The sequence below is a fragment of the Bacillus sp. RAR_M1_44 genome (assembly GCF_020165935.1).
Lineage (GTDB): Bacteria > Bacillota > Bacilli > Bacillales > Bacillaceae > Bacillus > Bacillus altitudinis.
In genome coordinates this window covers 969,604-996,240 of the sequence record NZ_JAIUKX010000001.1, presented here as the reverse complement: position 1 = coordinate 996,240, position 26,637 = coordinate 969,604, and the positions used below count along the sequence as shown (strand labels likewise).

38 protein-coding genes are annotated in these 26,637 nt (G+C 42.1%); 36 read left to right on the top strand and 2 right to left on the bottom strand.

The genetic code is table 11. From position 1 onward, the window contains the following. Positions 1 to 53: 53 nt before the first annotated feature. The 16 genes from LCD34_RS05435 (at position 54) to LCD34_RS05360 (ending at position 7,373) form a co-directional block, all read left to right on the top strand. Complete coding sequence (locus LCD34_RS05435) at positions 54 to 257, top strand: XtrA/YqaO family protein (RefSeq protein WP_138277977.1); 204 nt, start codon at positions 54 to 56, stop codon at positions 255 to 257. Positions 258 to 289: 32 nt separating this feature from the next. Continuing rightward, the gene (locus LCD34_RS05430; protein WP_224558637.1) at positions 290 to 514 is read left to right on the top strand and encodes a hypothetical protein; all 225 of its coding nucleotides are present in this window, start codon (positions 290 to 292) and stop codon (positions 512 to 514) included. A 208-nt stretch (positions 515 to 722) separates the two neighbouring features. Beyond that, entirely contained in the window at positions 723 to 923 is a 201-nt protein-coding gene (locus LCD34_RS05425; protein WP_008360810.1) for a DUF6877 family protein, read from the top strand. Positions 924 to 943: 20 nt separating this feature from the next. Beyond that, positions 944 to 1,156 (top strand): hypothetical protein, encoded by a 213-nt coding sequence (locus LCD34_RS05420; RefSeq protein WP_008360812.1) that lies wholly within the window; start codon positions 944 to 946, stop codon positions 1,154 to 1,156. A gap of 119 nt (positions 1,157 to 1,275) precedes the next feature. Continuing rightward, positions 1,276 to 1,668, top strand: coding sequence for a hypothetical protein (locus LCD34_RS05415; protein WP_008360815.1), 393 nt, complete (start codon positions 1,276 to 1,278; stop codon positions 1,666 to 1,668). 242 nt (positions 1,669 to 1,910) lie between these two features. Beyond that, positions 1,911 to 2,270 carry a hypothetical protein gene (locus LCD34_RS05410; protein WP_008360819.1) on the top strand — a complete coding sequence of 120 codons (360 nt, stop codon included), beginning with the start codon at positions 1,911 to 1,913 and terminating at the stop codon, positions 2,268 to 2,270. A 2-nt stretch (positions 2,271 to 2,272) separates the two neighbouring features. Beyond that, the gene (locus LCD34_RS05405) at positions 2,273 to 2,503 is read left to right on the top strand and encodes a hypothetical protein (protein ID WP_008360821.1); all 231 of its coding nucleotides are present in this window, start codon (positions 2,273 to 2,275) and stop codon (positions 2,501 to 2,503) included. A 2-nt stretch (positions 2,504 to 2,505) separates the two neighbouring features. After that, positions 2,506 to 3,108 (top strand): HNH endonuclease signature motif containing protein, encoded by a 603-nt coding sequence (locus LCD34_RS19630; protein WP_008360823.1) that lies wholly within the window; start codon positions 2,506 to 2,508, stop codon positions 3,106 to 3,108. Beyond that, entirely contained in the window at positions 3,108 to 3,551 is a 444-nt protein-coding gene (locus tag LCD34_RS05395; protein ID WP_008360825.1) for a hypothetical protein, read from the top strand. Before LCD34_RS19630 ends, LCD34_RS05395 begins: the two co-directional genes overlap by 1 nt. Positions 3,552 to 3,554: 3 nt before the next feature. Next, positions 3,555 to 3,965: a hypothetical protein gene (locus LCD34_RS05390; protein WP_224558636.1), complete on the top strand. Its 411-nt coding sequence runs from the start codon at positions 3,555 to 3,557 to the stop codon at positions 3,963 to 3,965. Next, positions 3,962 to 4,237 carry a hypothetical protein gene (locus LCD34_RS05385; RefSeq protein WP_224558635.1) on the top strand — a complete coding sequence of 92 codons (276 nt, stop codon included), beginning with the start codon at positions 3,962 to 3,964 and terminating at the stop codon, positions 4,235 to 4,237. Before LCD34_RS05390 ends, LCD34_RS05385 begins: the two co-directional genes overlap by 4 nt. Before the next feature lie 70 nt (positions 4,238 to 4,307). Further along, positions 4,308 to 4,691, top strand: a complete 384-nt coding sequence (locus LCD34_RS05380) for an ArpU family phage packaging/lysis transcriptional regulator (RefSeq protein WP_148960592.1) — start codon at positions 4,308 to 4,310, stop codon at positions 4,689 to 4,691. Positions 4,692 to 5,154: 463 nt separating this feature from the next. Continuing rightward, a complete protein-coding gene (locus tag LCD34_RS05375) occupies positions 5,155 to 5,337 on the top strand; it encodes a hypothetical protein (protein ID WP_224558634.1) in 183 nt (60 codons plus the stop codon). Positions 5,338 to 5,427: 90 nt separating this feature from the next. Next, the gene (locus tag LCD34_RS05370) at positions 5,428 to 5,772 is read left to right on the top strand and encodes a structural protein (protein ID WP_224558633.1); all 345 of its coding nucleotides are present in this window, start codon (positions 5,428 to 5,430) and stop codon (positions 5,770 to 5,772) included. Positions 5,773 to 5,826: 54 nt separating this feature from the next. Further along, positions 5,827 to 6,345: a ParB N-terminal domain-containing protein gene (locus tag LCD34_RS05365; RefSeq protein ID WP_224558632.1), complete on the top strand. Its 519-nt coding sequence runs from the start codon at positions 5,827 to 5,829 to the stop codon at positions 6,343 to 6,345. Between the two features lie 59 nt (positions 6,346 to 6,404). Continuing rightward, positions 6,405 to 7,373, top strand: coding sequence for a DNA cytosine methyltransferase (locus LCD34_RS05360; protein ID WP_263490756.1), 969 nt, complete (start codon positions 6,405 to 6,407; stop codon positions 7,371 to 7,373). Positions 7,374 to 7,397: 24 nt separating this feature from the next. Here LCD34_RS05360 and LCD34_RS05355 read toward each other — a convergent pair whose 3' ends face one another. Next, the gene (locus tag LCD34_RS05355; protein WP_224558630.1) at positions 7,398 to 7,940 is read right to left on the bottom strand and encodes a hypothetical protein; all 543 of its coding nucleotides are present in this window, start codon (positions 7,938 to 7,940) and stop codon (positions 7,398 to 7,400) included. A 198-nt stretch (positions 7,941 to 8,138) separates the two neighbouring features. Here LCD34_RS05355 and LCD34_RS05350 point away from each other — a divergent pair, with 198 nt between their 5' ends. Genes LCD34_RS05350 through LCD34_RS05275 form a run of 16 tightly spaced genes read left to right on the top strand, consistent with a single transcriptional unit; the run spans position 8,139 to position 19,869 of the window. After that, a complete protein-coding gene (locus LCD34_RS05350) occupies positions 8,139 to 8,387 on the top strand; it encodes a hypothetical protein (RefSeq protein WP_224558629.1) in 249 nt (82 codons plus the stop codon). Positions 8,388 to 8,434: 47 nt separating this feature from the next. Beyond that, a complete protein-coding gene (gene terS / locus LCD34_RS05345) occupies positions 8,435 to 9,319 on the top strand; it encodes a phage terminase small subunit (RefSeq protein WP_224558628.1) in 885 nt (294 codons plus the stop codon). Between the two features lie 11 nt (positions 9,320 to 9,330). Further along, positions 9,331 to 10,629 carry a PBSX family phage terminase large subunit gene (locus LCD34_RS05340; RefSeq protein ID WP_224559361.1) on the top strand — a complete coding sequence of 433 codons (1,299 nt, stop codon included), beginning with the start codon at positions 9,331 to 9,333 and terminating at the stop codon, positions 10,627 to 10,629. After that, the gene (locus tag LCD34_RS05335) at positions 10,629 to 12,149 is read left to right on the top strand and encodes a phage portal protein (protein WP_224558627.1); all 1,521 of its coding nucleotides are present in this window, start codon (positions 10,629 to 10,631) and stop codon (positions 12,147 to 12,149) included. Before LCD34_RS05340 ends, LCD34_RS05335 begins: the two co-directional genes overlap by 1 nt. Continuing rightward, a complete protein-coding gene (locus tag LCD34_RS05330) occupies positions 12,146 to 13,063 on the top strand; it encodes a phage minor head protein (RefSeq protein WP_224558626.1) in 918 nt (305 codons plus the stop codon). The genes LCD34_RS05335 and LCD34_RS05330 overlap by 4 nt, the downstream gene beginning before the upstream one ends. Before the next feature lie 42 nt (positions 13,064 to 13,105). After that, positions 13,106 to 13,657, top strand: a complete 552-nt coding sequence (locus LCD34_RS05325) for a hypothetical protein (RefSeq protein ID WP_224558625.1) — start codon at positions 13,106 to 13,108, stop codon at positions 13,655 to 13,657. Between the two features lie 15 nt (positions 13,658 to 13,672). Further along, positions 13,673 to 14,836, top strand: a complete 1,164-nt coding sequence (locus LCD34_RS05320) for an XkdF-like putative serine protease domain-containing protein (protein WP_224558624.1) — start codon at positions 13,673 to 13,675, stop codon at positions 14,834 to 14,836. 22 nt (positions 14,837 to 14,858) lie between these two features. Continuing rightward, a complete protein-coding gene (locus LCD34_RS05315) occupies positions 14,859 to 15,782 on the top strand; it encodes a phage major capsid protein (protein ID WP_216889094.1) in 924 nt (307 codons plus the stop codon). Positions 15,783 to 15,787: 5 nt separating this feature from the next. Next, on the top strand, positions 15,788 to 16,153 hold the full coding sequence (locus LCD34_RS05310; protein ID WP_224558623.1) for a YqbF domain-containing protein: 366 nt from the start codon (positions 15,788 to 15,790) through the stop codon (positions 16,151 to 16,153). 5 nt (positions 16,154 to 16,158) lie between these two features. Then, positions 16,159 to 16,551, top strand: a complete 393-nt coding sequence (locus tag LCD34_RS05305) for a DUF3199 family protein (protein WP_224558622.1) — start codon at positions 16,159 to 16,161, stop codon at positions 16,549 to 16,551. Further along, on the top strand, positions 16,548 to 16,904 hold the full coding sequence (locus LCD34_RS05300) for a DUF3599 family protein (protein ID WP_224558621.1): 357 nt from the start codon (positions 16,548 to 16,550) through the stop codon (positions 16,902 to 16,904). Before LCD34_RS05305 ends, LCD34_RS05300 begins: the two co-directional genes overlap by 4 nt. Further along, a complete protein-coding gene (locus LCD34_RS05295) occupies positions 16,901 to 17,407 on the top strand; it encodes an HK97 gp10 family phage protein (protein WP_224558620.1) in 507 nt (168 codons plus the stop codon). The genes LCD34_RS05300 and LCD34_RS05295 overlap by 4 nt, the downstream gene beginning before the upstream one ends. Before the next feature lie 4 nt (positions 17,408 to 17,411). Beyond that, on the top strand, positions 17,412 to 17,867 hold the full coding sequence (locus LCD34_RS05290; RefSeq protein WP_224558619.1) for a DUF6838 family protein: 456 nt from the start codon (positions 17,412 to 17,414) through the stop codon (positions 17,865 to 17,867). A gap of 10 nt (positions 17,868 to 17,877) precedes the next feature. Continuing rightward, a complete protein-coding gene (locus LCD34_RS05285) occupies positions 17,878 to 18,075 on the top strand; it encodes a hypothetical protein (RefSeq protein ID WP_165379370.1) in 198 nt (65 codons plus the stop codon). 2 nt (positions 18,076 to 18,077) lie between these two features. Further along, positions 18,078 to 19,424 carry a phage tail sheath family protein gene (locus LCD34_RS05280; protein WP_224558618.1) on the top strand — a complete coding sequence of 449 codons (1,347 nt, stop codon included), beginning with the start codon at positions 18,078 to 18,080 and terminating at the stop codon, positions 19,422 to 19,424. Between the two features lies 1 nt (position 19,425). Then, positions 19,426 to 19,869, top strand: coding sequence for a phage tail tube protein (locus LCD34_RS05275; RefSeq protein WP_008361958.1), 444 nt, complete (start codon positions 19,426 to 19,428; stop codon positions 19,867 to 19,869). 252 nt (positions 19,870 to 20,121) lie between these two features. On the opposite strand, the gene LCD34_RS05270 is transcribed toward LCD34_RS05275, so the two are convergent. Then, positions 20,122 to 20,178 carry a putative holin-like toxin gene (locus LCD34_RS05270; protein WP_234712501.1) on the bottom strand — a complete coding sequence of 19 codons (57 nt, stop codon included), beginning with the start codon at positions 20,176 to 20,178 and terminating at the stop codon, positions 20,122 to 20,124. A 186-nt stretch (positions 20,179 to 20,364) separates the two neighbouring features. On the opposite strand from LCD34_RS05270, the gene LCD34_RS05265 reads away from it, so the two are divergent. The 4 genes from LCD34_RS05265 to LCD34_RS05250 are packed head-to-tail and all read left to right on the top strand — an operon-like array spanning position 20,365 to position 26,625. Continuing rightward, positions 20,365 to 20,814, top strand: coding sequence for a phage tail assembly chaperone (locus LCD34_RS05265; RefSeq protein ID WP_056702424.1), 450 nt, complete (start codon positions 20,365 to 20,367; stop codon positions 20,812 to 20,814). A 29-nt stretch (positions 20,815 to 20,843) separates the two neighbouring features. Next, a complete protein-coding gene (locus LCD34_RS05260) occupies positions 20,844 to 20,990 on the top strand; it encodes a hypothetical protein (RefSeq protein ID WP_106156954.1) in 147 nt (48 codons plus the stop codon). Positions 20,991 to 20,993: 3 nt separating this feature from the next. Then, positions 20,994 to 25,970 carry a transglycosylase SLT domain-containing protein gene (locus tag LCD34_RS05255; protein WP_224558617.1) on the top strand — a complete coding sequence of 1,659 codons (4,977 nt, stop codon included), beginning with the start codon at positions 20,994 to 20,996 and terminating at the stop codon, positions 25,968 to 25,970. After that, positions 25,963 to 26,625, top strand: a complete 663-nt coding sequence (locus LCD34_RS05250; RefSeq protein WP_224558616.1) for a LysM peptidoglycan-binding domain-containing protein — start codon at positions 25,963 to 25,965, stop codon at positions 26,623 to 26,625. The genes LCD34_RS05255 and LCD34_RS05250 overlap by 8 nt, the downstream gene beginning before the upstream one ends. Positions 26,626 to 26,637 lie beyond the last annotated feature (12 nt).

Here is a 26,637-nt window from a genome sequence, read left to right as displayed (position 1 = left end):
TCCGGCTCTAATGAATCTCGACAATTCATTATAACATGGGAGGCCTTGTGCGCATGAATAATCCTTACAAACATATAGACTCTAACATCTCCATTGATAACTTTATGACCAAAGGAGAAGTGAAAGTCATTATCCTAGATGGCCATTCCGATGAAGTGTTCTTGGTGGAAGCACCTATTTACGGGAAAACGGAAATCACTACACGTGACGGCCAATTCACAAATTTAAATTATTCGAGTTCACACAAAATAAAATAGCAGGAGGAAGCTCCTGCAGGGAGGCAGTCAAAATGAAAGAAATCTGGTATTCAAAATCTCCTCATGTTGAATTTTGTATCGTCAATACAGCGAGCGGATATGTTGCCTATTGGCGTTCTACTCTATTAGCAAACGGGAAATGGAGCGAGTATGACACATATCAATCCTATCCAGCAGCACGCCGGAATCTTGGGAAAATCGGCTGTGCCGGAAGTATGAAAAGGGTTGAACGGTTGCCATGGGAAATCGTGGCATGACCTTGAAGGGAATATGTCTCACTGATAAGTTTACACCGCTAGAAAAGGGTGTAGAATACTTTCTCTTTCCTCTCGGTGCCGCTCATTATTATGTATCAAAATTTGATAGTCCTGGCTCACACTATGGAGCATTTGAAGCCAGGCATTTTTTAATAAAGCAAAAAGAACAACATCAGGAACAGCTGACACTGTTCTGAGGGAGGATCATATGGAGTTTAAACCATCTGAAAACATGTCATATGAAGGGCTTTGGATGGCTCTGGATGACATCAAACGACGAATAGGGGATGCGGTGCTATCTGGTGATCGCATCAATAGCCCTTACATCAAAGGACAAAGAACAAAAGCTGAAACAATTAAAGATGAGCTGCTGCGCCGATTTAATGAACAGGCCAAGCGAGCAGAGTGAAAAAAGAGAGGGAGATCATTATGAAACTGAGAAGCATTTTCTATTTAAACGTACAAGGCATACGACTTTTGGGAGGATGGGATCACTATCCTAGTGAGGACGAAATGCGAAACGCATTAATTAATATGTACGGCTCTTGTACTCACTTAGGAGAACGGCCAATTATTTTTGAAGTCATTAAGCAACAGACTTTTTATCAAGGAGATATACAAGATTTGCAGAGGGATTATTGATGGAGAAGCATGAATCGAACGGGCCTGTCATATTCACGCTGCTGGCTATCATAGCGATTATAACGATCGCTGGATTACTAGGAAATTAAACAGCCTAGCGGCTTAGGAGGAAACACGGTATGAGTAAACATGTGTTAAAGGAATTTGAAACGCTTAGGGAAGCGGTTGAATTTATAAAAGGTAGGCTACCAGAATATATTACGGAATTTAACAGGTACTATGAATTGTTTTTACTATACTCAATTGATGGCGGTCTTTTCTTCGTCTTTGAATCAGATTATGCCCTAGCAAGCTGGTTAGAAAGCGTTGCATGGGATGATTGGGGTTTATGGGAACTTAACGATCCTTCAAAATTGTTGAATGAAGATGTAATGATATGGCAGTTTCATAGAGATTTTCTCAAAGAAATGTTTGAGGGTCTTTACAGGGATTCAAAACCGTTTATAAACGGTTGGTCCAGACAACGTAAAAAAATTGAATTTCAAGCAGTTCCATCATTCTCATTAAACTAAATTGAAAAGGGGCCAACTGAAATGAACACCAAAAAAATAACTATTCCCGATCGTGATTCGAATGGTTGCTTGGTCGGATTCAAAAAAATGAATGTGCTTTGGGAATGCCCGACATGTGGATGCGAAATGGGTGTTCCTCAACTCACCCAGCATAACGAAGACGGATTTCATGGGAGTGTTCATACTTGGGTTAATCAGTGCGGGCATATAGCAAAATACGCAGACCTAAAGGAGGAAGCACGATGACCAAAAATAAAGCATTTCAAATAACTCTATCGTCCGGCGAAGTGATCATGCGAAACAGCGAAGGCATTTGTGCATCTAAGTGTCCTGGAATTGATTATGAAATGGTCGTTTCTCAGGATTATGTCATCGATTGTTTAGTGCAAAATATTCAGGAATATAAACAGCAGAAAGAAAGAACATTGCAGAGGCATTATGACATGTTTTTGTCATTATATCGAGAAGCAAAGCAGAATTATTCAAATGATTGGGAATTAAAACATGATTCCCCTGCCAACTATGCCGAACATGCAAAAACTGTTTATAACTTAGCTATAGGGCTGGGATTTGAATTGAAAACGGAATCGGAAGGGGAATGAAGATGAGAAATACATTAGGGGACTTAAATAACCATTTATTTGCGCAGCTGGAGCGGTTGAGTGACGAAGACTTAAAAGGTGAGGAACTTCAAGAAGAAATTGAACGTTCCAAAGCTGTTACTGATGTGGCCAATCGCATAATTTCTAATGGAGCATTAGTATTACAGGCGCAAAAGTTTCATACAGAGTACAAATCAAAAGATCTTGAGAAACCGAAAATGCTGGAGGGATAAAGGTGAGGTTATTCAATGAAGAACAAGAATCCTTCATCCGTTCACATGCTGCAGGTTTACTCAATCAAGAACTAGCAGATTTGATCAATCAGAAATTTGGTTTAAATGTTACTAAGCAACAAGTGAAGACATGGAAGAATAATCGTAAAATCTCTAGCGGCTTAAACGGTTATTTCCCTAAAGGGCATGTACCGCTCAATAAAGGCACAAAAGGCATTTATAATGTTGGCGGGAATAAAACATCTTTCAAGCCAGGACACAAGCCTTTAAATTACAAGCCTGTAGGTTTTGAAAGAGTGGATCGAGACGGATATATATTGATCAAAGTGTCAGATGATGGTCCTTGGCAAAAGCGATGGAAACATAAACATAAAGTGCTTTGGGAAGAAGAAAACGGACCAATCCCAAGTGGCCACTGTTTAATATTTTTAGACGGGAACAAGCTCAATATAGAACTAGATAATTTGCAACTTATCACCAGACAGCAATTAGCAAGGTTAAATCAAAACAAGTTAATTGCTAATGATCCTGAAATCACTAAAACAGGCATAGTGATGGCTGCTATATATTCTAAAATTGGCGAATTGAAAAGGGAGAGTAAATGATGGCAAAGTCAGCCCTCACACTGAAATTAGAGAGGCAGATACATGCCAAAACTCAAGAAAATCAAAGTATGTATGGATGTTTTGAAGTGACCATCGGCTATGAGTATGGTCGAGCGGGATATGAGCGAATTGACTATCTGACTTTTGACACGAAAGGCATATGGAGAGCATTTGAAATCAAAGTATCTCTTTCGGATTTTCGATCTAGCGCCAAAAAAAGTTTTGTCGGTCATTACAACTATTATGTGCTAACAAAGGACCTTTACGAAAAGGTAAAAGATGAGATACCAAGTCATATCGGTGTTTTTGTTGATTATCGGTATGTCAAAAGAGCGAAGCGCCAAGAGCTTGCTGTAAACGAAAATGTTTTAAAAGAAGCGTTTATGCGTGCCGGTGCAAGAGAAGCTAACAAATTATACAAACTACAAGAAAAAGGAGTATAACAAATGAAAAAACTACTAATCACACTATCTATCATTGTAGCTGCGGTGCTTTGTGCGCCGTCTACTGCGGCAGTAACGAGCGGATATAAAACAGTGGCCGGACACACAATCAGCGTATCAACTGACGCCAATTCTTACACGCCGAGAGCTAAATCAATCGACGTGACAGCACGTAAAACAGGAAGTGAAACGGTCTATTACCGCTTCACTTTGCAAAAACGAGTAGGAGGCACTTGGAAAGATCAACGGTTTAGTCTCGTTGGATCGTTCAAGACCGCCACGCCAGCAAAGGAATTTTACACAGTCAATCATACATCCGGCACGCACCGGATCAAGATGACCATCTATAAATATAAAAATTGGACAGGCGTTAAAGGCCATATCTACACGCCAGCTTTCGAGGTGCGGAAATGAAAATCTCAAATTTAATGGTTAGAGAATTCGTTTTGTCCATTATAGAAGAAGCATCTATTACCACTGCTGAGGATTTGGCTGATCACCTATTGCTTAGAGAAGACGACATCATCTTATTTAGCGATGAGGAATTTATTAATTTTGATAGATCAGAACTTGATGCTATCAAGGACAACATTCTACACACAAAAATGCACGGCCATAACCTAACTGAAATCGAAAAAGGGATTCTTGAAAAGATTGAATTAGCTTTTCAGCAAATAGAAGAATAAATCAAACGACATAGATCGGTGCAAAATTGCCCTGGTCTATGTCTTTCATTGTTTATAGGAGGTTGAGGAAATGGGAGCAGAACAATTGTGTTTACTGCCAGGGATCGATGAAAAACAAGTCCGGAATGCTTTGATCAAGGAGCTGAAGGTTTATAGAGCCCTAAAGGTGAAGGAAGAAAACAGAAAGGAACAGGAGGCAAACGGTGCAACAGGCCTTTTTCCTTCTCTTAGAAATCAGGAAGTTTTAAATGAACTGAAGGTCCGGCAGATAGAAAGAGCGCTAGAAAATAGCCTAGACGAAATAGAGCAAGACATCATCCGTATGAAATACCTGACATCACGTGTGGTAAAGGATTTGGAGGTGTGTGAAGAACTGGGTCTGAAGAAAGACCGATATTATAAATTGAAGAAGCAAGCGACGTTTAACCTTTCGACAGCACTCGGAATCATATGAGTGCTGTTTTTTATTTACATTGCCGATAAAAAACCGATAAAAAGCCGACAAAAAGGGGGATAAAAAGGGGACCTTTTTTCCTAAGTGGATCATCGTATGATAGAGACAAGCAAAACGAACGTGAATATTTTGTCCAGAAGGAAGAACCTGCGGACGCTGATCATTGAGCACTCTAAGTGCCTTGATTGGTGTCCGCTTTTTTATTGGGAGACGCGCCTTTCCCTTATCAATGGCGTATCTGGATACGGAACAAAGGTGTTGAGGAATGTGGCCATACGAGAGGGACATTCTGAGCCTGGATAGCAGCTGGTCTGCGGCGGCCGTATCGAGGACAGTTTTTCATTTTATTAGATGATTGACTGTACTTGGCATCCTCTCGGAGTGTAGTCATCATTCAAAAACTATCAAAATCTATTTAAGCGAATAGCGTAAGGTGGTGCTTATTCGGCAAGGAGCGAGTGAAATGAAGATCAGGGATTCTGTTTCTAAAGAGACATTAAAGCAATTTAAAAGCATTGCTCCTGGTTCTATTAGAAAGAAGGGGAACGATGCTGATCCCATTACGAATAGGGATTGGGAAGAAATCATGGGAACGAGACGCGAAACGTACCAACGACAAGGCGGCCGTATCCGGAGAAAACGATAAATTTTGGGAACAGTCGTCTTTTGGGTGTATGGCTGCAGGTGCTTTGGTGAGGGATAGGAGCGCAAAGATATAAAAAGGGAGATGATGAGCATGGCATCAGGATTTGGCGTATCTGCAAATCCAACAAAAGCAAATCACAAAATCGGAGAGGATAAGGTTGTAAAAATTGCGGTACAAAACCACAACGACTTTAGTGCTGGTCCCAACCTTATTCCACAAAGAAAGGTTAATGGCAAGTGGGAGACAATTAAAACAAATTCCCCGAACCCGCTTAACCCAGGTGAAAAACTTTATGATCAATTTGACATCAAAGAATCATTCGGTAACAAGAAAGGCACTTATCGATTCAGAGTGGACGTAGAACGCTACGACAAAAAGGGCAATCATGTGGCAACCCTTGGAACATTCTACACTAGCGAATTTTACATCAAATAAGCAGCTGATGCCGCCTCTAGGGCGGCATCATTTGTTTGATAGGAGGAAACAACATTGAATATCAAAACAATTCCCGTACATAAAATTAACCCATCACCATATAACCCCCGAATTGATCTACAACCAGGAGATCCCGAGTACGATTCACTAAAACAATCTATAGAAAAGTTTGGATACGTTGATCCGCTCATCTGGAATGAACGGACTGGCCATCTCGTAGGAGGTCATCAACGTTTCAAAGTATTGATGGAGGAAAATCCAAGTGATATTACTGTATCCGTCGTATCACTTAATGAACAAGATGAAAAAGCACTGAATATCGCATTGAATAAGATAGACGGTGAATGGGATGAGTATAAACTTACTGAACTGCTGAAGGATTTAGAGGGATCAGGATATGATCTAAGCCTAACTGGATTCAGTGACGCAGAATTAGAGGATGTTCTGAATGATTTGGAACATACAGGTCAAGGTGGAGCAGTATCTGAGAGTCATGAGATCGATCTTGATGAATATGGAGATGATCAATTTGAGCATACATGTCCTAAGTGCGGATTCTCTTTCAATGAGTAGGTGACAGCGTGAACTACAGATGGAAATTGAGTGATCTTAAAAACGTCCCTTCCAATGGCCTGAGAGTATTCAGTACATTCTCATGCGGTGGTGGCTCATCAATGGGCTACAAATTATCAGGGTTTGAATTGCTGGGAAACTGTGAGATCGATCCGCAGATGATGAAAATTTATAAAAAGAATCACAAACCGAAATATCCTTATCTCATGGACATTCGAGAGTTTAACCAGATCCCGCTCTCAGATATTCCTGAAGAACTAAAGAATCTTGATGTGTTCGATGGATCGCCACCATGCAGCGTATTTTCAACTGCAGGTAAAAGGGAAGAAGATTGGGGAAAAGAAAAGGCGTTCAGAGAGGGACAAGCTGTCCAAAAACTAGACGATCTGTTCTTTCATTACCTGGATGCTGTAGAGCGATTGAAGCCGAAAACCTTTGTAGCTGAGAACGTAAGCGGCATGATCAAAGGAAAAGCTAAAGGGTATGTGAAACTTGTCATAGAGCGTGCAAAAGAAATAGGGTATGACGTCCAGCTGTTCTTGCTGAACGCTGCCACAATGGGAGTCCCGCAGAGAAGAGAGCGGGTCTTTTTCATTGGCCGCAGAAAGGACCTGAACTTACCACCATTGAAATTGGCTTTTAATGAATCGCCGATCACATATGGAGAGTTTAGAAGTGGTCATGGATCAAGGCTGAATGAATCTAGTAAAACGTATAAAAGATGGATTAAGCGGCGGCCGTCCGATGGCAACATTGGGGATATCACTAAACGAACAGAAGGTAAAGAGCGGAATTTCAATACAGTTCTAGTTAAAAACAGTTTAGTTCCGCCAACACTAGCAAGCGGTTCTGTCTTTATTAGATACGATGAACCTTATTATATCTCTGAAAGGGATATTATTCTGATGCAATCTTTCCCACTGGATTATGACTTTATGGATGCTTCAGTGCAGTATGTCTGCGGCATGAGTGTGCCTCCAGTGATGATGAAACGGATCGCGGAACAGATATATTTGCAATGGTTTTAAAATAAAGGGGGCGACCCCCTTTATTTAGCAGGACCAATCTCCAGATTCATGCTCATAGGTAATATCATAATCGACTAATTTAAAAGTTTCTTCAGCTAAACAGCTTTTAAACTCTTTTATAAATATAACCTTAGCTGATGGAATTGCTGGGGGTAATAGAGTTGGGTCCAAGCAACCAACTACAACAACAGCAGCGGCTTTAATAGCTGCTTGTTCAGCACACTTTTCAACAATTTTTATAGCATCTTCAGCTAAGTCTGAGGGATAGAAAACTTTCGCTTCTAACCAATGTTTCCCTTTCCTAGTACAGGTAACTGGATATGGAACATCGATGTGCCCGTCACCAGGTACACTAACGCGTCTATAACGAGTCTCTACTTTCACTTCTGGAACTCCACTTATAGTGACAAATGGGTATTTCCAAACCTTTTTAGCAGAAGTTTCTTCTTCTGTTGAGATATCAGTCGGATGTGTCTCTATGGCACCACCATTTTTAGATGAAGAGGGTAGATCTGAAACCTCAAGTGTTTTAAATTCTAGATTGTCTGATAAATATTTGACTTCCATTTAAAACTCTCCTTTTTATTGTGTTCGGGATTAATTTGGATAGAAGTCAGTAAACTTATTCATAAAAAAAGAGGGTGCTGACAACACCCTCCCTTTCAAAGGCAAAGAAACTCCCTGCCTAAGAGCGTGATCAAGACGCGGCCGCGTTTGTAGGAAATATCACGCTCTCATCCACTATTGTAATGGAGGACAGGGAGAATGACAATAGAAAATACAAACACACGTTCCCTTTCTGACGAAGAAAAGATGGAAATGCTTATGATCCTTCAAGCTGAACAGGCTGAAGGTATAGATAAATCAAAAGAGAACTACCGCAAAATTGCACAGGCTTGCATCTCTCAATGGGTGAGAGATTTTAAAGAAGGTAACATCAAATTATCATCAGTAGAAGATTTGAAAAAGCTCATAGAACTCGACATCGATCTTCAGAAGCATGACGATATTTGAAAACAAACTCAAACTTAATTCAGCAGCTCGGAGGTGGGTGATATGTAATGGCTAGACCGAGAAATCCTAAAAGAGATCAGGCATTCCAATTGTGGAAGGCAAGCAATGGAACCCGCTTACTGAAAGACATTGCTGAAGAATTAGAGTGTTCCCAAACGCTTATCCGAAAATGGAAGAACCAAGACTCTTGGGATGAGAAATTGAATGGTAACGTTACTAAACCAAAAGGGAAATCCAATGGTAACGTTACTAAACGTCCTGGTGCTCCGAAAGGGAGTAAGAACGCCAGAGGTAATAAAGGAGGTAAAGCGCCACCTGGCAACCAAAATGCTAAAGGCAATAGGGGTGGTGCAGCTCCTAAAGGGAACAAGAATTCATTCAAGACCGGTGAATATGAAACGATCATGTTTGAGTACATGGATGAAAAGGAACAGAAGCTTTTTACTGAAGTTGAGACTGATCCTTTGTACCAAATTGATCTATCAATACGATTGTTGAGCGTTCGTGAAACAAGAATGATGCGCTTGATCACTAAATACGAGAATGGATTGACTGATAAGCAGCGGACAGTCTTGCAGCAAATGCGGAAAATGAAAGATGTTGTTCAGGCTCCAGATAAAAATGGTCTGATTAAAGCTGTTCCGATAACTAATGAACGTCTAGCAGTGGTCCAGATCGAGGAGACAGACTCACCGCTGCTGGAGAAGATATTGAGCATAGAAGACGCTCTGACACGTGTGACCGCACAACGTGATAAAGCCATTAGGCAGAAAGTCGACATAATGAAAACTATGTCTGAATATGAATTGAGGCTGCGTGGTCTCGATCTCGCTAATAGAACACGAGAAGCAGAGCTGGAGCGGATCACCGCTCGACCTGTCGATGATTCTGTACAAATAACAATTAAGCGGAAGAATAAAGGTGATGACTGATGGTTCAAATGATGGAGAAAGAAGTCAATCCACATTTTGAGGACTTTCTTTTTGACTGGGATCAGAAGTTTCAGTTCCTAGTGGGCGGTTATGGATCATCTAAGAGCTATCACATTGCCTTGAAACTCATCTTAAAGTTACTGGATGAAAAGAGGACAGCCCTTGTGATTCGTGAAGTCTATGACACACACAGGGATTCAACGTTTTCTTTATTTGAAGAGATCGTGAATGATCTTGGGCTTGATCATGTCATTCAGTGCCGGACATCACCGCTCATGCTTAAATTTCACAATGGCAGCCGGATCATTTTCAAAGGCTTGGACATGCCAGCCAAGCTGAAGTCGATCAACAATATCTCGATCATTTGGATTGAGGAATGTTCCGAGGTTAAGTATGAGGGATTCAAGGAGCTGCTTGGTCGTTTGCGTCACCCGACTTTGGATTTGCACATGATACTATCAACGAACCCTGTCGGGCAGGATAATTGGACGTACAGACATTTCTTTAAGGACGATCAAAACAACCGTTTCATCCTGGATGATGAAAGGTTATACAAAGAACGAACGATCGCTATCAATGATACGTACTATCACCACTCGACGGCCGAAGATAACCTATTTCTACCTGTGAGCTATATCAAGCAGCTGGATGAACTAAAGGAATACGATCCCGACCTTTATCGAATAGCCCGAAAAGGTCATTTTGGCATTAACGGAATTCGTGTTCTTCCTCAATTCGAGGTGCAGCCACATGAAGATGTGATGTTGGCCATATCAAATATTAATCGTCCTTTGCTTAGAGCGGGCATGGACTTTGGTTTCGTAGAGTCTTATAACGCTTTGATTCGACTGGCCGTCGATCACGAGAAGAAATATCTATATATCTATTGGGAGTATTATCAAAAGGGCACAACCGATGATGAAACTGTACAAGAGCTCATCGAATTTACAAAAACAAAAGAGCTGATCAAAGCGGATGCAGCTGAACCGAAAACCATCGCATACTTCAGGAAGATGGGATACAACATGGTGGCCGCTCATAAGTTCCAAGGATCACGCTTGCAGTACACCAAGAAGATCAAGCGGTTTAAGAAAATCATTTGTTCCGACTCATGCAAAAACACGATCTATGAGCTTCAGCCGCTCACGTACAAGACAGACAAGCGCGGCAATATCATAGAGGACGAGTTTCAGATTGATCCTCATACTTTTTCAGCCATCTGGTATGCGCTAGATGATTATGAGGTAACCGACCTGAAAGAGAAACCAAAAGAGCGGACACGCCCGAACAGAGAAAGGAGGTCACGCTGATGAAAACTGTCAGAGCAACAGTGATGAAGGCCAATGTGTCTGAAACCACTAAGCAGATTTATGATGATGGATTTAATTACGATGCTGATGATGTGATCGAGCCGCCATACAATATCAAAGAGCTCAAACAAATGGCCGAGTATTCTACCATTCTTCAACAATGCATCGATGCGTATAAAACCAACATTCTAGGTTTCGGCTTGGGAGTTGAATACACTTTCGACTTTAATGCTGAGAATGCATCAGAGGAAAAGAAAAAGGCAGCTGAGAAAGAATGGACCCAACTTGAAGAGTTCGCCAGATATATGAACTACGATGAGTCAGCCGAAGTGGTCCTTGGTTATGTGATAGAAGACCGAGAGAAAACAGGTAATGGATTTGTCGAAGTGCTTCGAGAAGGTACAGGGAAGCCTGCAGGCATTGAGTACCTAGATGCACAATACTTACGAGTTTGTAAGCTGAGTGATTCTGTTGATGTCGAATTCCGATACACAGAAAGTGGACAAGTGAAATCATTGAAGCGGAAGAAGAGATTCAGGAAGTATGTGCAGGTCATCAATGAGAAGAAAGTCTTTTTCAAGGAGTATGGTGATCCGCGCATATTAAATTGTGAAACAGGCAAGTACGATGATGCTACACCAGAACCGCTTCAAGCAACAGAAGTCATCCACTTCAAGATTGGCAGCGGTACATATGGTGTTCCTCGTTGGATTGGTAACATCGTCAATATGTATGGAGCGCGCAAAGCTGAAGAACTGAACTATCTGTACTTTAAACAAGGTCGTCATGTGCCGGCCGCCATCACAGTGGAAAATGGCATGTTGTCTGAATCCTCGTACGAACAGTTACAGGAATACATGAACGGCATTGAGGGATCAGACAATGCACATAAGTTCCTGTTACTTGAAGTTGAAGGGATTCCAAAGAAGGATGAAATATCGAACGATGAAGAGCCGGCTAATGTAAAGGTGGATATAAAATCACTGGCCGAGATTCTCCAGGAGGATGCGCTGTTCCTTGAATATGATGAGAAGACGAGAAACAAGATACGTTCCTCATTCCGTCTTCCGCCAATCTACACAGGCGAATCACAGGACTATAACAAGGCGACAGCTGACACCGCTCGTAAAACAACTGAAGAACAGGTATTTCAGCCGGAAAGAATGATCATCACTGGCAAGCTCAATACACTCTTTCTTCCTGATCTTGATCTCTGGCATGTGCGACTCATATTAAATGGTCCTGATTTTCGTGATCCGCTCGAAATTGCAAAGGTTCTTACACCGTTTATTCAAGCAGGAGCGGTTTCACCGAATGACCTGCGTGATCTGGCTGGCCGTATTCTTGGGAAAACATTAGAAGAATGGCCAGAGGAAGAATATCACCGACCAATTGAGGCGAAGCCAAAGGCATCAACTAGCTTGCTTGATACGGTTCTTCAAAAGTCAGCAGGTTCTCAGGAAGAACTGGTCCATCTCTTAAAAGATGTTAGGGATGAACTAGAGGAGATCAGCAAATGAGCAAGATTGATCAGCTGATAAAAAACATCAATACCTTTGTGCAAAAAGCGGAATCGGATGAGGTTAAAGAACTAGAAGCAGCTGTAGCTGATTTCCCTGAACTGAAGGACGTTCCCTCTTTGGTGGAAGAGTACGAGAAAACCACCGCAAAACTTCTCAGATTGCAACGCAGGACGTTTTTAAATGCTCTGAATGGTTTTATATCCAAGGACGATTCGGAGACGTTAGAATCAATTCTAGCGTTTTTTAATAATGATCTATTCACTTCAGATGAATTTGCGGAGCTGTTCGGAAAAGAAACTGCTGTCTTTCTGACTCTTACCGTCACACAACTGGCTGAGAAGATCATGCATTCCATCGATGCAGATATTCCATTCAAGGTGCTTTCTGAGAAAACTGAACAGTGGATTGAATCGTGGTCGCAGGAGTTGGCGCAGCTGATGAAGCTGAATACTCATATGGCCATTGAGCAAACGCTGAAGGAAGGAATAAAAGAAGGCCGCTCTATCCAAGAAATTGAATTGGAGCTGAAGGGCCTACCTGAATTCAGTCGCAAACGTGCACGTATAACAGCCATTACAGAGGTGTTGACCGCGTCTTCTGTCGCTCAACATGAGTCATATGTGCAATCTCCAGCTGTAACGGGGAAGAAGTGGAAGCATAGCGGCGGGAAAAAGAATCAGTCCAGAGAAAGTCATGTGCAGCTGGACGGCACGATCATCCCGCTTGATGATGAATTTGAGATACCAGGTAGCGGAGAGCGGTGCATGTTTCCGAGAGATACACAGCTCACACCAAAAGAGCGAGTAAATTGTCATTGTGCGGTTGGGCCTGTGGTCGATCCTGTTATTCTTGGTTTGTCAGCTGAGGAAAAAGAAGAGATTAGAAGAAGAGTCTTACAAAACATGGAATGAAATAGTATAATATCCTCATTACTTTGGGAGTGAGGGGAATACATGAATGTTTTAGAATTCATTTCATCAATTATTAACACGATCATTTGGCCAATATTTATTTTTGTTGCGATCCTAATATTGAAGACACCAATTACTGAACTTATTAAAAACATAGCAAAGATAAAGTACAAAGATTTTGAACTTGAATTAATTGATAAAAAACTGAACGAGTTTACAATTAGTTCAGTTCCATCAAACGTAGAATTGGAAATGGAAAACCTAGAAGCAGCGAAAGATGATTTCGATGTAATAAGAAAACAAATTAATTTAAAAGGTCCGAGATTCCCCGTCGTGTTAGCGTATCGATACGTCACAAGTAGGTTAGTTGATTTATGTGAGAAGCACAATGTTGATGTTTCTTATCACGATTCGCGTGATTTAGCTGATGATCTATTTGAATATGGAATTATTGACTTGAAAACAAGAGATTCACTTATTCATTTACATGAATTGTTTTCTATATTATCAAATTATGATCAAATATCTGAATCACAAGCTATTAAGTTTTTAGATGCAAGTGAGGTTATCTCCCTACAATTAGAAATACTATGAAAGGAGGTGAATGAATTGCCACGCGAATTGATTAATGCAAAAATCACACACGTTTCATACGTGGACAAGGCTGCTAATCAAAAGCAGTTCTTTTTTATGAAATCAGAAAAAGAAAATGACTTTGAGAAAGAAATCAAGGTCATTGCCAAAGCTGATGATGCGCAGCGTCTTGTATATGGAATTGTATATGAGCCGCATGTGGAAGATGCACATGGAGATTACATGACACCAGAAGAGATCGAAAAAGCCGCTCATGGGTTCCTGAAGGATGCACGTGAGATCGACAAGCAGCATGATTTCCAAGGCGGTGTCGGGGAAGTTGTTGAATCGTACATTGCTCTGTCTGACTTTGAAATGGGCGATGATGTTATCAAGAAAGGATCGTGGGTCCTTGTGACAAAGGCATCTGATGAAATCTGGGAACAGATTCAAAAGGGTGAGATCACCGGATACTCAATGGCCGGAACAGCGGATATAGGAAAACAAGAGGATCACAAGCCAGCTTCTGATGAGAAGGGGCTTTTTTCTTTGCTCAAAAACTTCTTTCTTAAAGGAGAAGTAAAGAACCGATACGACAAAGGTCGCATGCGTCGTGAGTTTTGGGCGGCACAAGATGCACTGAATTCCGTTTTGTATAAATGGGATTCTTACGAGGATGATGGTTTAGAAACTGATCCGGAAAAAGTAAGAGCAGCACTGGAAGACTTTGTGGAAATCACACAAGAGATTCTACTTACTGATGACTTAGCGGGGATCCAAACTGACCCACCTGAAGAAGTCGCAAAAGCTGGCCGAAAGTTTTCAGCTGCTAACCTGAATGAGCTAAAAAATGCAAGAGCCGCTATCGACAATCTGTTAAGTCAAGCGGAAGAGAAGGAGGAGAACGAAGAAGTGAAAAAAGAAGATCTGCAAAAGATGTTAGAGGAAACAATTGCACCGGTTGTAAAACGACTTGAAGACCTTGAAAAAGGAGAAGGCGAGCAGCAAACTGATCCGCAAGAAAATCAACCAGATGAAGCTGTTGCAAAAGAAATGGCCGCAGCTGTAGAAAAGGCATTGACTCCAGTTGTTGAAAGAGTCGAAGCACTGGAAAAGGCACGTCCGCAAGGTAATGGAGTAGGAGATCAACAACAACAAGACGTACAAAAATCTGAAACGGTATGGGGCGGCTTGCTTTAAGCCGAGAAAAGGAGGAACTAACGTGAGAAATCAAGAGGTAATTAACAAAGCGGAAGTGACGCTTGGGACGTTAAAAACAGGCGGTCTAATGAATCCAACCCAATCTAGCACATTTATTCGTATGGTGCAAAATGCACCAACATTGCTGCAAGATGCACGTGTCATTCCGATGGATAGCGATGCACAAAAAATCGAAAAAATCGGTTTTGGTCAGCGCATTCTGCGTCCTGGTGTGGAAGGAAAAGCAGTTCCAGCAAGTGATCGAGTTGCACCAACAACAAGCACTGTGGAGCTTAATGCAAAAGAAGTCATCGCAGAAGTGAATATTACTTATGACACACTTGAAAACAACATCGAGGGTGATGCTTTGCAAAACACCATCATGCAAATGCTGGCTGAACGAGCTGCAGTAGATATTGAAGAATTGATCTTAAATGGTGATACATCGTCATCTGATACTTACCTTGCGCAGCTTGATGGTATCCGCAAGCAAGCGACATCTCATATCGTAGATGTTGCTGGTGAACCACTTACACGCCAAGTATTCAAACAAGGATACAAAGCTGTTCCACCAAAATATTTGCGAGTCCCACAAGAGTTCCGTTTCTATTCTTCCCCAGGGCAAGAGGTCGAATGGAAAGACAAAGTAGCGGATCGTCAAACAAATTTAGGAGATGCAGCAGTACAAGGTGGGCTTTCTTCTGCATTCGGTGTTCCAGTCAAAGGAATTGCAAATATGCAACCGTATGATGCGGACGGCACAGATGTTTCAGACATTTTATTGACTCATCCAAAAAACATCATCTTGGGCTTCTCTCGTAATATCCGTATTGAGGTTGATAAAGACATCCGTAATCGTAAATTCATCATTGTGTTGACTGCGAAGCTGGACAGCAAATTTGAGGAAGAGGATGCTGTTGCTAAGATCATTAAGGTCAAGGAGTGATAAACATGTATACAGCGGCTTTGATCAAAGGAAAGACATACTCTGTGATGGGGCATGTCTTTCATTTAAATCAGGAGAAAGAGATTGAGAAAAAGGTATTTCAATATCTCGATGGCAATGAGTTTTTTGCTTGTAAGGAAGTAAAAGCTCCTGCTGATGATCCAAAAACGGATGAGCCGGTGAAAGAGGAAGAAGAACCGGCATCAGAAGTAAAAATTTACACTGAAACAGAACTGAAGGGCATGAACAAAACTGAACAAGAAGCCATTGTTATTGATCTTGGCGGCGATCCGACTCAGCTCAAAGATAAGAGTGAAAGAATTGCCTTCATCCTTGAGCATCAACAGCAACAAGAAAAAACAGGAGAGTAAGGCTGATGCTGATCTCTCCTGAAGATGTTAGGGCGTATACCGTATTCGAGAGCGTGAAAAACCGCTCGGATGAACTATTGGAAAGTGACATCATCGAAGCTGAAGCTGAGGTATTTAAGATCGTAGGTCATGATTTCACAAGTGAAAAATATCAGCCACTTCCTGAAAAGGCGAAGATCGCATTGATTAAAATGGCGCAGTTCTTCGCGTTGATCAACGGTGATGAATCAATCATCAAAGGGTATAAGTCAGAAAAGATTGGCGACTACTCTTACACACTGGCAGACGGGAACGCCGTTACAAAGCCAGATGTGTATAACCTGTTGATAGATTTCATTGAGCCAATTGATCCACCGGAAGATCCGGCAAGTGTAAGAATGAGGTTGAGATCGCTATGAGCTATCAATCGTTATTAACGGATCGATGCGATATATATCACTTGCAAACAGAGCAGCTGTCAAAAGATCGCTATGGAATACCTGTCCAAGATGCGCAGCCGCTCTTTTCATATCCTGATGAGCCTGATCAAGTTGCGCAGCCATGTTATTTTACGGAGAAAAACCAATCCATCACACAGCAGGAGCCAAACGCAACCATTCATCAATCGTACCTTGTTCATTTTCCTATTACTGCTGATGTTCGTCTAAATGACAAAGTGGTATGGGAAGGCGTGACATTGAAACTCCAAAAGCCCAGACAGATCAAAAATCACCACATTGAGGTGGTAGCGATGAGGAGTGAAAGCCTTTGAGGATTGATGGTTTAGATCAGTTTATTGAGGACTTGAATGCTGCGGTGAATGGCGGCTTGCAAGCAGAATATGAAGAATGGCTTGAAGGAATGGGCTATGAGTTCCTAGATATTGTTCAGGATGAGGTCATTCGTACAAAAACAGTAGATGCTCGGCGTTTGCTTAACTCATTCCAAAAAGGAGACCAAGAAAACGTCTTTTCGATGAGCAGTGGCGGTCTCACCCTAGATGTAGGGACCAAATTGGAATATGCATCTTACACAAACGATGGACACTTTACGATTGATCCTAGTAAAAATCAGGACAGACGATGGGTTCCTGGCAGATGGGTTGGTGATCGTTTTGAATACGATCCAAACGCTGAAACAGGAATGCTTCTAAAGTTCCAGTGGGTTGAGGGCAGCGGCTATTGGGATAATGCTCTAAGCATCTTCGGGCAGATGTTTGAACAATCACTAGATCGCAAGCTGCAGCAATGGATCGATGAAAAATTTGGGCGGTGATTAGATGAATCAAGAAGTCGGCGCCATCATGAATTATTGTTACAAGCAGTTTCCGGTGAAGGTTTACGAAAAGAAAATTCCTGAACAATTTCAGGTCCCATCCATGTACTTTCCAGCAGCATGGGTCAATACAAGAAACGATACTGTTTCAACGTTCCTCAAAACATACACGCTGCATATTAAAGTGTTTCACAAAGATTCTGGACAGGCTCATGATGCAGCTGAATCGATTGTAGATGCCTTATCAGCGGATCGGAATATCATTCAGATGGTCAGTGAAGAAGGTGAACCGCTTGATGATTATGTCCGCATTAAGAGAGCGGAAACTAGGAGTGGTGATCAAGGTGTGGCAACGATTGTCCTCACATGGGATAGTGCCTATTGGTACAACCGAGACGAGCAACCAAGCCTAGACGACATAAATTTTTCAGATGGGGTGATAAAAAGTGGCCAAGAATAAAAGCGAGCCGGTGAAAGAAGAAAAAGCTGCACCGGTTATTCCTAAAGAAGCAGCATTTTCATTTGAAGCCTTGAAAGAGCACAGCAAGGAATTGTTTGGCGTAAAGCCTGAAATCCTTGAAGGTGCTCTTTTTTATATCAAAGATCAACCAATTACAAAAACAGAAGCAAAGAAGCAGATTGATGCTTTTTTGTCTAAGGAGGTTTAAGCATGAATGGAGGTACTTTTACACCAGGATCAGAGAAAAAGCGTCCTGGTATCTACTTCAATTTCAAAACCACAGCACAGCAGCGTATCACGTTAGGTGATCGCGGCACCGTTGCACTCCCAATCACTATGAGTTGGGGAGAGCCTAAGACGTTCATCTCTATCTCAGGCATCGAGGACTTAAATAAAAAAGTCGGATTAAACATCGATGACAAGTCGCTTCTTCTTTTCCGAGAAGCGAAGAAAAAAGCACAGACGGTTCTTTTATATCGCTTGAATGAGGGTGAACCTGCAAAGGCTCAGATCAGCGAGAATTTCAACGTTCTTGCTAATTATGGTGGACAGAAAGGGAATGAGGTCACGATCCAAGTCACTGAAAACGTATTGGATAGCTCCAAGCGTGATGTGGTGACTTACGTTGGTACAGACATTGTTGATAAGCAGGTTGTCACTGATGTCAAAGAGCTGAAGCAAAACAAATATGTTTCGTTCTCTGGTGAAGGTGAAGTGACAATCACCGCTGGTGTCACACTAAGCGGTGGGAAAAACGGTGTGCCAAGCGTGGCAGATTACACAGCATTCCTTGAAAAAGCTGAAACAGAATACTTTGACGTAATTGCGCTACCTAATAACACTAGCGAGCAGTTAAAAGCGACATTTGTGGCTTTCGTCAAGCGTCTGCGTGATGACCAAGGTCGTAAAGTGCAAGGTGTTTTACCGAATTATGAAGCTGATCACGAGGGAATTATCAATGTCACAAGTGGCGTTCTGCTAGAAGACGGCACAGAGATCACACCAGCCAAAGCAACTGCATGGGTGGCCGGTGCAGCGGCAGGAGCCAACTTCAATCAGTCATTAACCTTTGTGGAATATGAAGGGGCTGTTGATACGTTAGAGCGTCTTGATAATGATCAAGTGGAATACCGTTTATCACAAGGCGAATTCTTGTTCACGTTTGATGCGCGTGATCGCACAGTGAGCGTTGAGAAGGACATTAACTCCTTAACGACTTATACAACCGAGAAGAACAAGACATTTGCGAAAAACAAAATCATTCGAGTGCTCGATGCGATCAACAACGATCTCACTCGTGAATTGAAGAATTTGATTAAATTACGCAAAGCAAATGGCAATGACATTCCTGCATCTGATGATGGGCTGCAGCTGGTGAAAACACTCATCACGCAATATCTCACGCAGCTCCAAGATGGATCTGGAATCACTGGCTTTGACTCTGAAACAGATATTACGATCGCTTTAAATGAAGATCGTGACGGTTTCTTGATTGATCTAGCTGTTCAACCTGTTGATGCAGCTGAAAAATTCTATTTCAATGTAGAGGTGAAATAAGATGGCTTTTAAAGCGCAGAATACCATTTCAGGTAAGGAAGGACGCTTATTCCTCGATGGTGAGGAATTGGCGTTTATTAAAACATTTGAAGCGAACGTGGAGAAAAACAAATCAGAAGTTAACGTTATGGGCCGTCGCATGACCGGTCACAAGACAACCGGTGCGAATGGTACTGGTACAGCGACTTTTTATAAAGTCACATCACGTTTTGTACAGCTCATGCTCAACTATGTGAAGAAAGGGGAAGACCCATACTTCACTATTCAAGCTGTTCTGGATGACAAATCATCCGCTCGTGGCACTGAGCGTGTCACATTGTTTGATGTGAACTTTGATTCTGCAAAGATCGCGGGGCTTGATGTGGATTCAGAAGCACTTGAAGAAGAGGTTCCTTTCACGTTTGAGGACTTTGATCTTCCTGAGAAGCTGAAGGATAGTTTCTAAACAACTGAAAAAAAGTGTGAACAAAGTTAACAAATTTGACCCCGTCTGTTATAATGACGTTAGTCATTAATTTTTTTGAGAAGCAATGTTTACAAGCAAAGAAATTTGCATAAAATAAAAAGAAGCCAGGATGCGTCAACATCCTGGCAATGTACAATGAGGCCCTTCAAGGGGCTGGCTTAATCCGAAAGCTAGATAAAGTATTTTGAAAATAGACTCTACCCTTTAACTTGTCCAGAGCTCAAGGGAGGTCTATTTTTTCTTTACGTAAGTCAACAATGCAAGGATAAACATCCCAAATAAAAGCATGAGCGAAATCGCTTGAAACGTTGACATAAGCATCACCCCCTTTCTAACGGGGATGAGCCAGACCACCCTTGAGTAAGCCGTTCAATTGTACGATATCTATTATACATGAAAAGATTGGAAAGCACATTCAAAAAATGGATGTGCTTTTTTGTATTCAAAAAAACAAATCAAAGGGAGTTTTTAAACATGAGCGAAAAACAAACAAACAACACATATGATCTTTCATTCTTTATGCCAGGACAAACAACAGAAGCGGAAGAAGTCAAATCCATTATCTCAAAGCGTTTCGTTGATAAAGAAGGTAAAGTGATTCCATTCGTATTCAAAGCGATCACAACAGAGCGCATCGATGAACTGGAGAAAGAAAACACGACTTTCAAAAATGTTAAAGGTCGTGGACGTGTAAAAGACTTGGATTCTCAACGGTTCTACGCACGTATCGCAGTTGAATCAACCATTTACCCAGACTTCAAATCAAAAGAACTGCGTGAAGCATACAGCACCCAAGATCCAGTCGAAGTGGCAAAGCGTGTCCTGTCTGTCGGCGGTGAATATGCGAACTGGTTAAACAAAGCCATTGAGGTCAACGGGTTTGAAGATGAAATTGAGGATCTTGAAACTGAAGCAAAAAACTAATAAAGGACGGGAACAAAGAGGCTGTGTATCTGTATTACTGCATGCATGAGCTTCATTACTCCCCGTCTGAACTCTTAGAGGTCTATGAAGCGCCAAGGCAATTCAAGGCCTTTTTGTTTGGGTTGATTGCCCACAAACTTGAAGTGTTAGAAAAAGAATCGAAGAAAGGGGGATAAGACATGGCTCGTTTAACAGCTCGGTTTGATTTACAAGACCGGATCACGCGTAAATTGCGTTTGATTAGAGGAGATATGGAACGACTTGATAGATTGCGCCGCAGATCAGAGCGGCCGATCACATTGAGAGTACGCGACAATGCCACAATTGCTTTAAGACGTGTGCAACGGTTTGTTTTGCGTGATCTTGCGCGAACTTATCAGCTCACGCTGGATGTAAATGATCTGGCCACAAAGGCATTGAAAAAGTTCAACGGCTTCTTACAACGCAAGATGCCGCGTACTCATAGCGTGCTGATGCGCATTAAAGATCAGGCAACACCAGGGCTTGTCAGGCTTCGTCGTTACATCGATCGGAAGTTTGGCAAAGTAGAACGGTTTGCCATAACGGTCTATGATCGGGCAACGGCGGGAATCAAACGTATTGCTTCATATGCAGCGCGTCAGCTTGGCCGGGGCTACAGCTATACCATTAGAGCCGTTGATATGGTCCGGCGCACGGTAAGCCGTATAGCTTCTTATACTCGAAATACCCTCGGTACTGAGTACAGGGTGGCGATCAATGCGATTGATCGTTTTACGGCTCCAGTACGTGGAGCTGTCTCATTTGCAAATACCCATTTGGGACGGACTTACACAACCACAATCAAGGTCCTTGATCTTATAACAAAGCCTTTACGGGGGATTGTGTCAGCTGTCACTAGCACACTTGGATTGCTTGGAGTCGGTGCCGGTGCAACAGGTGGTATTGTCGTGCCGCTCAAAATGGTAGCGGATCGACAGAACATGACCACGGCTTTTGAAACACTGCTCGGCAGCAGAGGAAAAGCAGATGCACGTCTGGACGAGCTGACGGCCTTTGCTGGTCAAACGCCATTTACTCGTGATGAGATTTTCGAGTCAAGTCGTGTCCTTCAAGTATTTACAGGAAATGCTCTTTCTACGACTGAAGGCATGAAGCTAGTCGGGGATGTTGCTGCAGGTGTTCAACGGCCGTTCTCAGAAGTTGCGCTATGGATGGGGCGTTTATATGACGGCATTAAATCGGGGCGTCCTATCGGTGACGCAACCGCAGCGCTTCAGGAAATGGGGGCGATCTCTGGTGATGCCAGAGGTAAGCTCGAAAAACTTGCAAAGAGCGGCAAAGACATAAATAAAACGTGGCCAGAAGTCACGAAGGAATTTGGCAAATACAACGACATGATGATCAAAATGTCTGATAACTTGGCCAACTTATTCCTTGGTGTCAAATCATTCATCAACAACAGCATACTTATGCCTTGGGGTAAAGGACTAGCAGCTGCGTTTCAACCTGCGTTAGAAGCATTTAGAACGTGGCGCGGGGAATATTCCTTTGTGCTGACTGATCTATCAAACAAAGCTGAAAAGGCGGGCAAGAAATTCGCTAACAGCTTCCTTGATCCGACAAAGAGTGTTTTCGGATTCATTGGTGATCAATTTAAAATTCTGTTTCCTGGTGAGAAGTTAACCAAAAAGCAGACACAAGAACTCAAAGTGAAATTTAAGGACAACCCTAAGCTGAAGAAGCACTTTGAACAACTAGAAAAATACAGGGAAATGGACTTTGAAACTCGGTGGAAGCTTGTCCTTGATAATACGAAAGACGTTTTTGGCCAATGGTGGGAAAAGACAGGGAAACCAGGTCTTTTTAAGATGGCTGAAAATGTTGGGAAGACTTACGGCGGTATCATAAACGGTGTTATCAACGGTCTACTTGGTATTGATGACAAATCATCCGAGGACAGTTTCACTGATGCAGGAGCCAAAGCAGGAAGGATATTCATCGAATCATTTTTAGAAGCTCTTGATCCAGCGCAATTGGGAATTCGTATCACCAAGAAGATCGGTGAGATCAACTTGAATGCTCTTACTGGAGAAGGATCAATTGCTGGTGCTTTGATTGCCAATGCGTTTGCACTCGCATTCCTCGGAAAAGTGGCCACGTTATTAAAGCCGCTCAAATCCATTCTTTCTGGCGCTTTTGCTGCCTACAAATGGGGCAAAGGTTTAAGAGGAGGAATGGGAGCAGGAACGAGCGGTGGTGTAATTGGAGGTTCTGGAGGAGCCGGGCGACCGCCAAGGAACCAACGACCTCCTGAATATCGTCAGCCTTGGATCAATAGAGGGGAGCCGGTACGTCCAACAACGCCAAACCAAGGGCGTGGCGGTGGATTCTTAGGAAATCTCGGTAAAGGTGCAAAGAGTATTGGAAAACGCATTCCTATTCTCGGTACACTGATTGCCGCAACAGAGTTAATCGGTATGAACAATGATAATAAAGGCGAGAAGATCGGTGGGTTCACAGGAAATCTAGGTGGCGGTATTGGTGGAGCCGCAATCGGAACAATGATCGCACCTGGTATCGGAACAGCTATCGGTGGAATCTTAGGAAGCATCTTTGGCGGTGATCTTGGCAAATGGATTGGAAAGATGTTCGATAACGGTACCATCAAGAAAAAATGGGATGAGATCGTCAAATGGTCAGAGGATGCAATCAAGTGGATTAAAGATACATGGAAAGATATTTCTACTTGGTTCAATGACAACGTGGCTGAACCAATTGGTGTTTTTTTTGAAAAAGCATGGACAAAAATTAAAACCACTTGGGAGAAAGTCTCTAACTGGTTCATGGAAAAAGTATTCATACCTATTTATAACTTTGTTGTACCAATCATCAACTTTGTGGTTGGTGTTTTCACCGTTGCTTGGAACATTATTAAAACCATATGGGGTGTTGCATCAACTTGGTTCATGGAAAAGGTATGGAAACCATATGGTAAATATGCAGTAGAAGCCATTGGATGGGTATGGAATAAACTTGTTGATACATGGAATTGGATCAAAGAGACATGGGGAGTATTGTCTGAATGGTTTAATGAATATGTATGGACACCATTTAAGACATACGCCATTCCAGCCATCATGTTTATCTGGAATCTATTCAAAGGCACATGGAACTGGATTAAAACAACATGGGTGATACTTGCAACTTGGTTTGATGAGTATGTATGGCAGCCGTTTAAAACTTACGCTTTGCCAGCCATTATCTTTATATGGAATTTGTTTAAAAATACATGGAATTGGATTAAAACCACTTGGATTATACTTGCCAAATGGTTTGATGAGTATGTGTGGCAGCCGTATCAAAAATATGCAAAGCCAGCAATTGAATTCGTGTGGGAGAAATTTCAGGATGCATGGAAAATCATCAAGGGTATTTGGAAAACAGTGAGTGGATGGTTTGAAGAGAAAGTATTTAAACCGTTGAAGGGTCATGCTGAAAAACTCACAGAAATATGGAATGGGTTTTTCGGTTTAGTTGGTAAAGTGGTTGGTAAAGCAAAAGAGATTACTGGAAAAGGATTTAAATTCTTTGAAGGAATAGGTGAAGAAAAAACAGGTATGAAAAAAGTCCCTACTAAGGGGAAAAAACCAGATCAGAAAGCCACCGGTGGTTATATCACCCAACCTACCTTATCATGGATCGGCGAGGCTGGGAAAGAGTTTGTCATCCCGACTGAAAACAACAAAGGACGAGGAAAGATGCTACTTGCACAAGCAGCTTCTCATCTTGGAATGTCCGTAGTGCCAAACGGTTCATCACCTACCTCTCCAGCAAGCTCATCGTCTCCAATGACACCGGCATCTGCTTCATCAGTTTCCACTTCTGCAAGTGGATCAGTATCAATTGGAGACGCAGGTAACGCATCAAAATACGGAGAACAGTTCACGTCTGAATTCGAGAAGGGACTAAATAATAAAGTCATTTCCATGGAGAAATGGAAACAGGCAAATATTAATCAACCATTTACTCAAATTCAGACATCGACTCCGCAGTACGGAGCTCAAACTGTCACCGGCTTTGCTGCAGGTCAAAACATGACACCAACTGGCACAGGTCAATTCTTAGATCAAAATGTAAGACAACCTTTCTTATCCGCTCGCCAAGAGTCACCTACATGGGGCGGTGGACTGATTGACTCATTCAATAGCGGTATGAGGTCAAAAGGAAGCGAAGTGACACAAGCGGCCAAGGACATGGCGAAGAAAGTAGAACAGGCGTTTAGAGAAGAATTAGATATTCATTCTCCTTCACGTGTCATGATGAGTCTTGGGAAATTCGCATCAATCGGTGTCGTCAAAGGTCTTGATTCAGTTGATGTAAAGAAATTCGCAGAGAATCAAGCCGGTTCCTTAATTGCTGCATTTAGTGGAATGGGCGCATCTAATCTGAGTGTTCAACAATGGCTTATGGCAGCTCTGATGGCAACCGGTACATCTATGAGCTGGTTACCTGGTTTGATGACGATCGCGCAGCATGAGTCACGTGGAAACCCGAAAGCGATCAACCTATGGGATTCAAACGCCAAAAGAGGAACGCCATCTAAAGGATTGATGCAGACCATTGATCCGACCTTTAATTCTAATAAGGCAAGCGGCATGAACGACATCTGGAACCCGATTCATAATGCTGCAGCTGCTATCAATTACATCAAAGGCAGATATGGGAATGTGTACAACACGCCTGGATTGAGAAGTATCAGAAACGGTGGACCATATAAGGGTTATGCAAACGGGGGACTGATCACTCAGGAACAGATAGCTAGAGTCGGTGAAGGAAACAAGCGTGAATGGATTATTCCTGAAGAACGAGGCATACGTGGTCGCTACTTGTTGGCTCAAGCTGCACAGGCTTTAGGAATGGACGTATATGATCCGGCCAACACTGCATCATCTGAGCTTTCACAAGGGCAGGTGCAAACAGTAACAGCTGGCACAGCGAATGCACCTTCTGCTTCTGGTGGATCAAAACAGATCATCATTAATTTTAATGGTGAGCAGCATTATCATAATGGCCAAGATGCAGAAGGGCTTGCAGAGAAGATCAAACAGATGTTGATTGATGAGTTAGAGAATGAAATCAACACAGGAACGAAGGGGGTCGTGATCGATGGCTAAATCAAAATATCAACTTTGGATTTCGCAAGGGAAGGACAAATTACGATTCCCTGTCCTTCCTGAAAAACTTGAACTGAACAACAACGTACAAAATGAATCTATCAAAGTATCAAAATTTGGCGAGCTTACATTTTTGGATGTACCAGGGGCTCGCCAAATTTCATTTGCAACGTTTTTTCCAAAGAAATATACACCGATTTCCGAATATAAAAGCATTCCTTCACCAGAGAATGCGATTGCCAAAATAGAGCGATTCATGAAATCAAAAAAGCCTGTACGCTTTATTGTCACAGGGACAAAAATAAATATGCAATGCAGCATAGAAAGCTTCAATCACAATGAAGGTACTTATGATGTTGGTGATCGAGAATTCACACTGCAGCTTAAAGAATATAAAACTGCATCACCTAGAAAAATTAAAAGGAAAGCCAAAAAGAGCAGCAAAAAACGCAGCTCAAAAGGCGCACCAAAAGTGTACACCGTTAAAAAGGGTGATACCTTGTGGGATATTTCTGGCCGCTTCTATGGTGATAGCACAAAATGGCGCCGCATTTGGAATGCGAATAAAGCCGCGATGATCAAACGAAGTAGACGCAATATTAGACAACCAGGGCATTGGATTTTCCCTGGTCAAAAATTAAAAATACCACAATAGGGGGTGATCCGA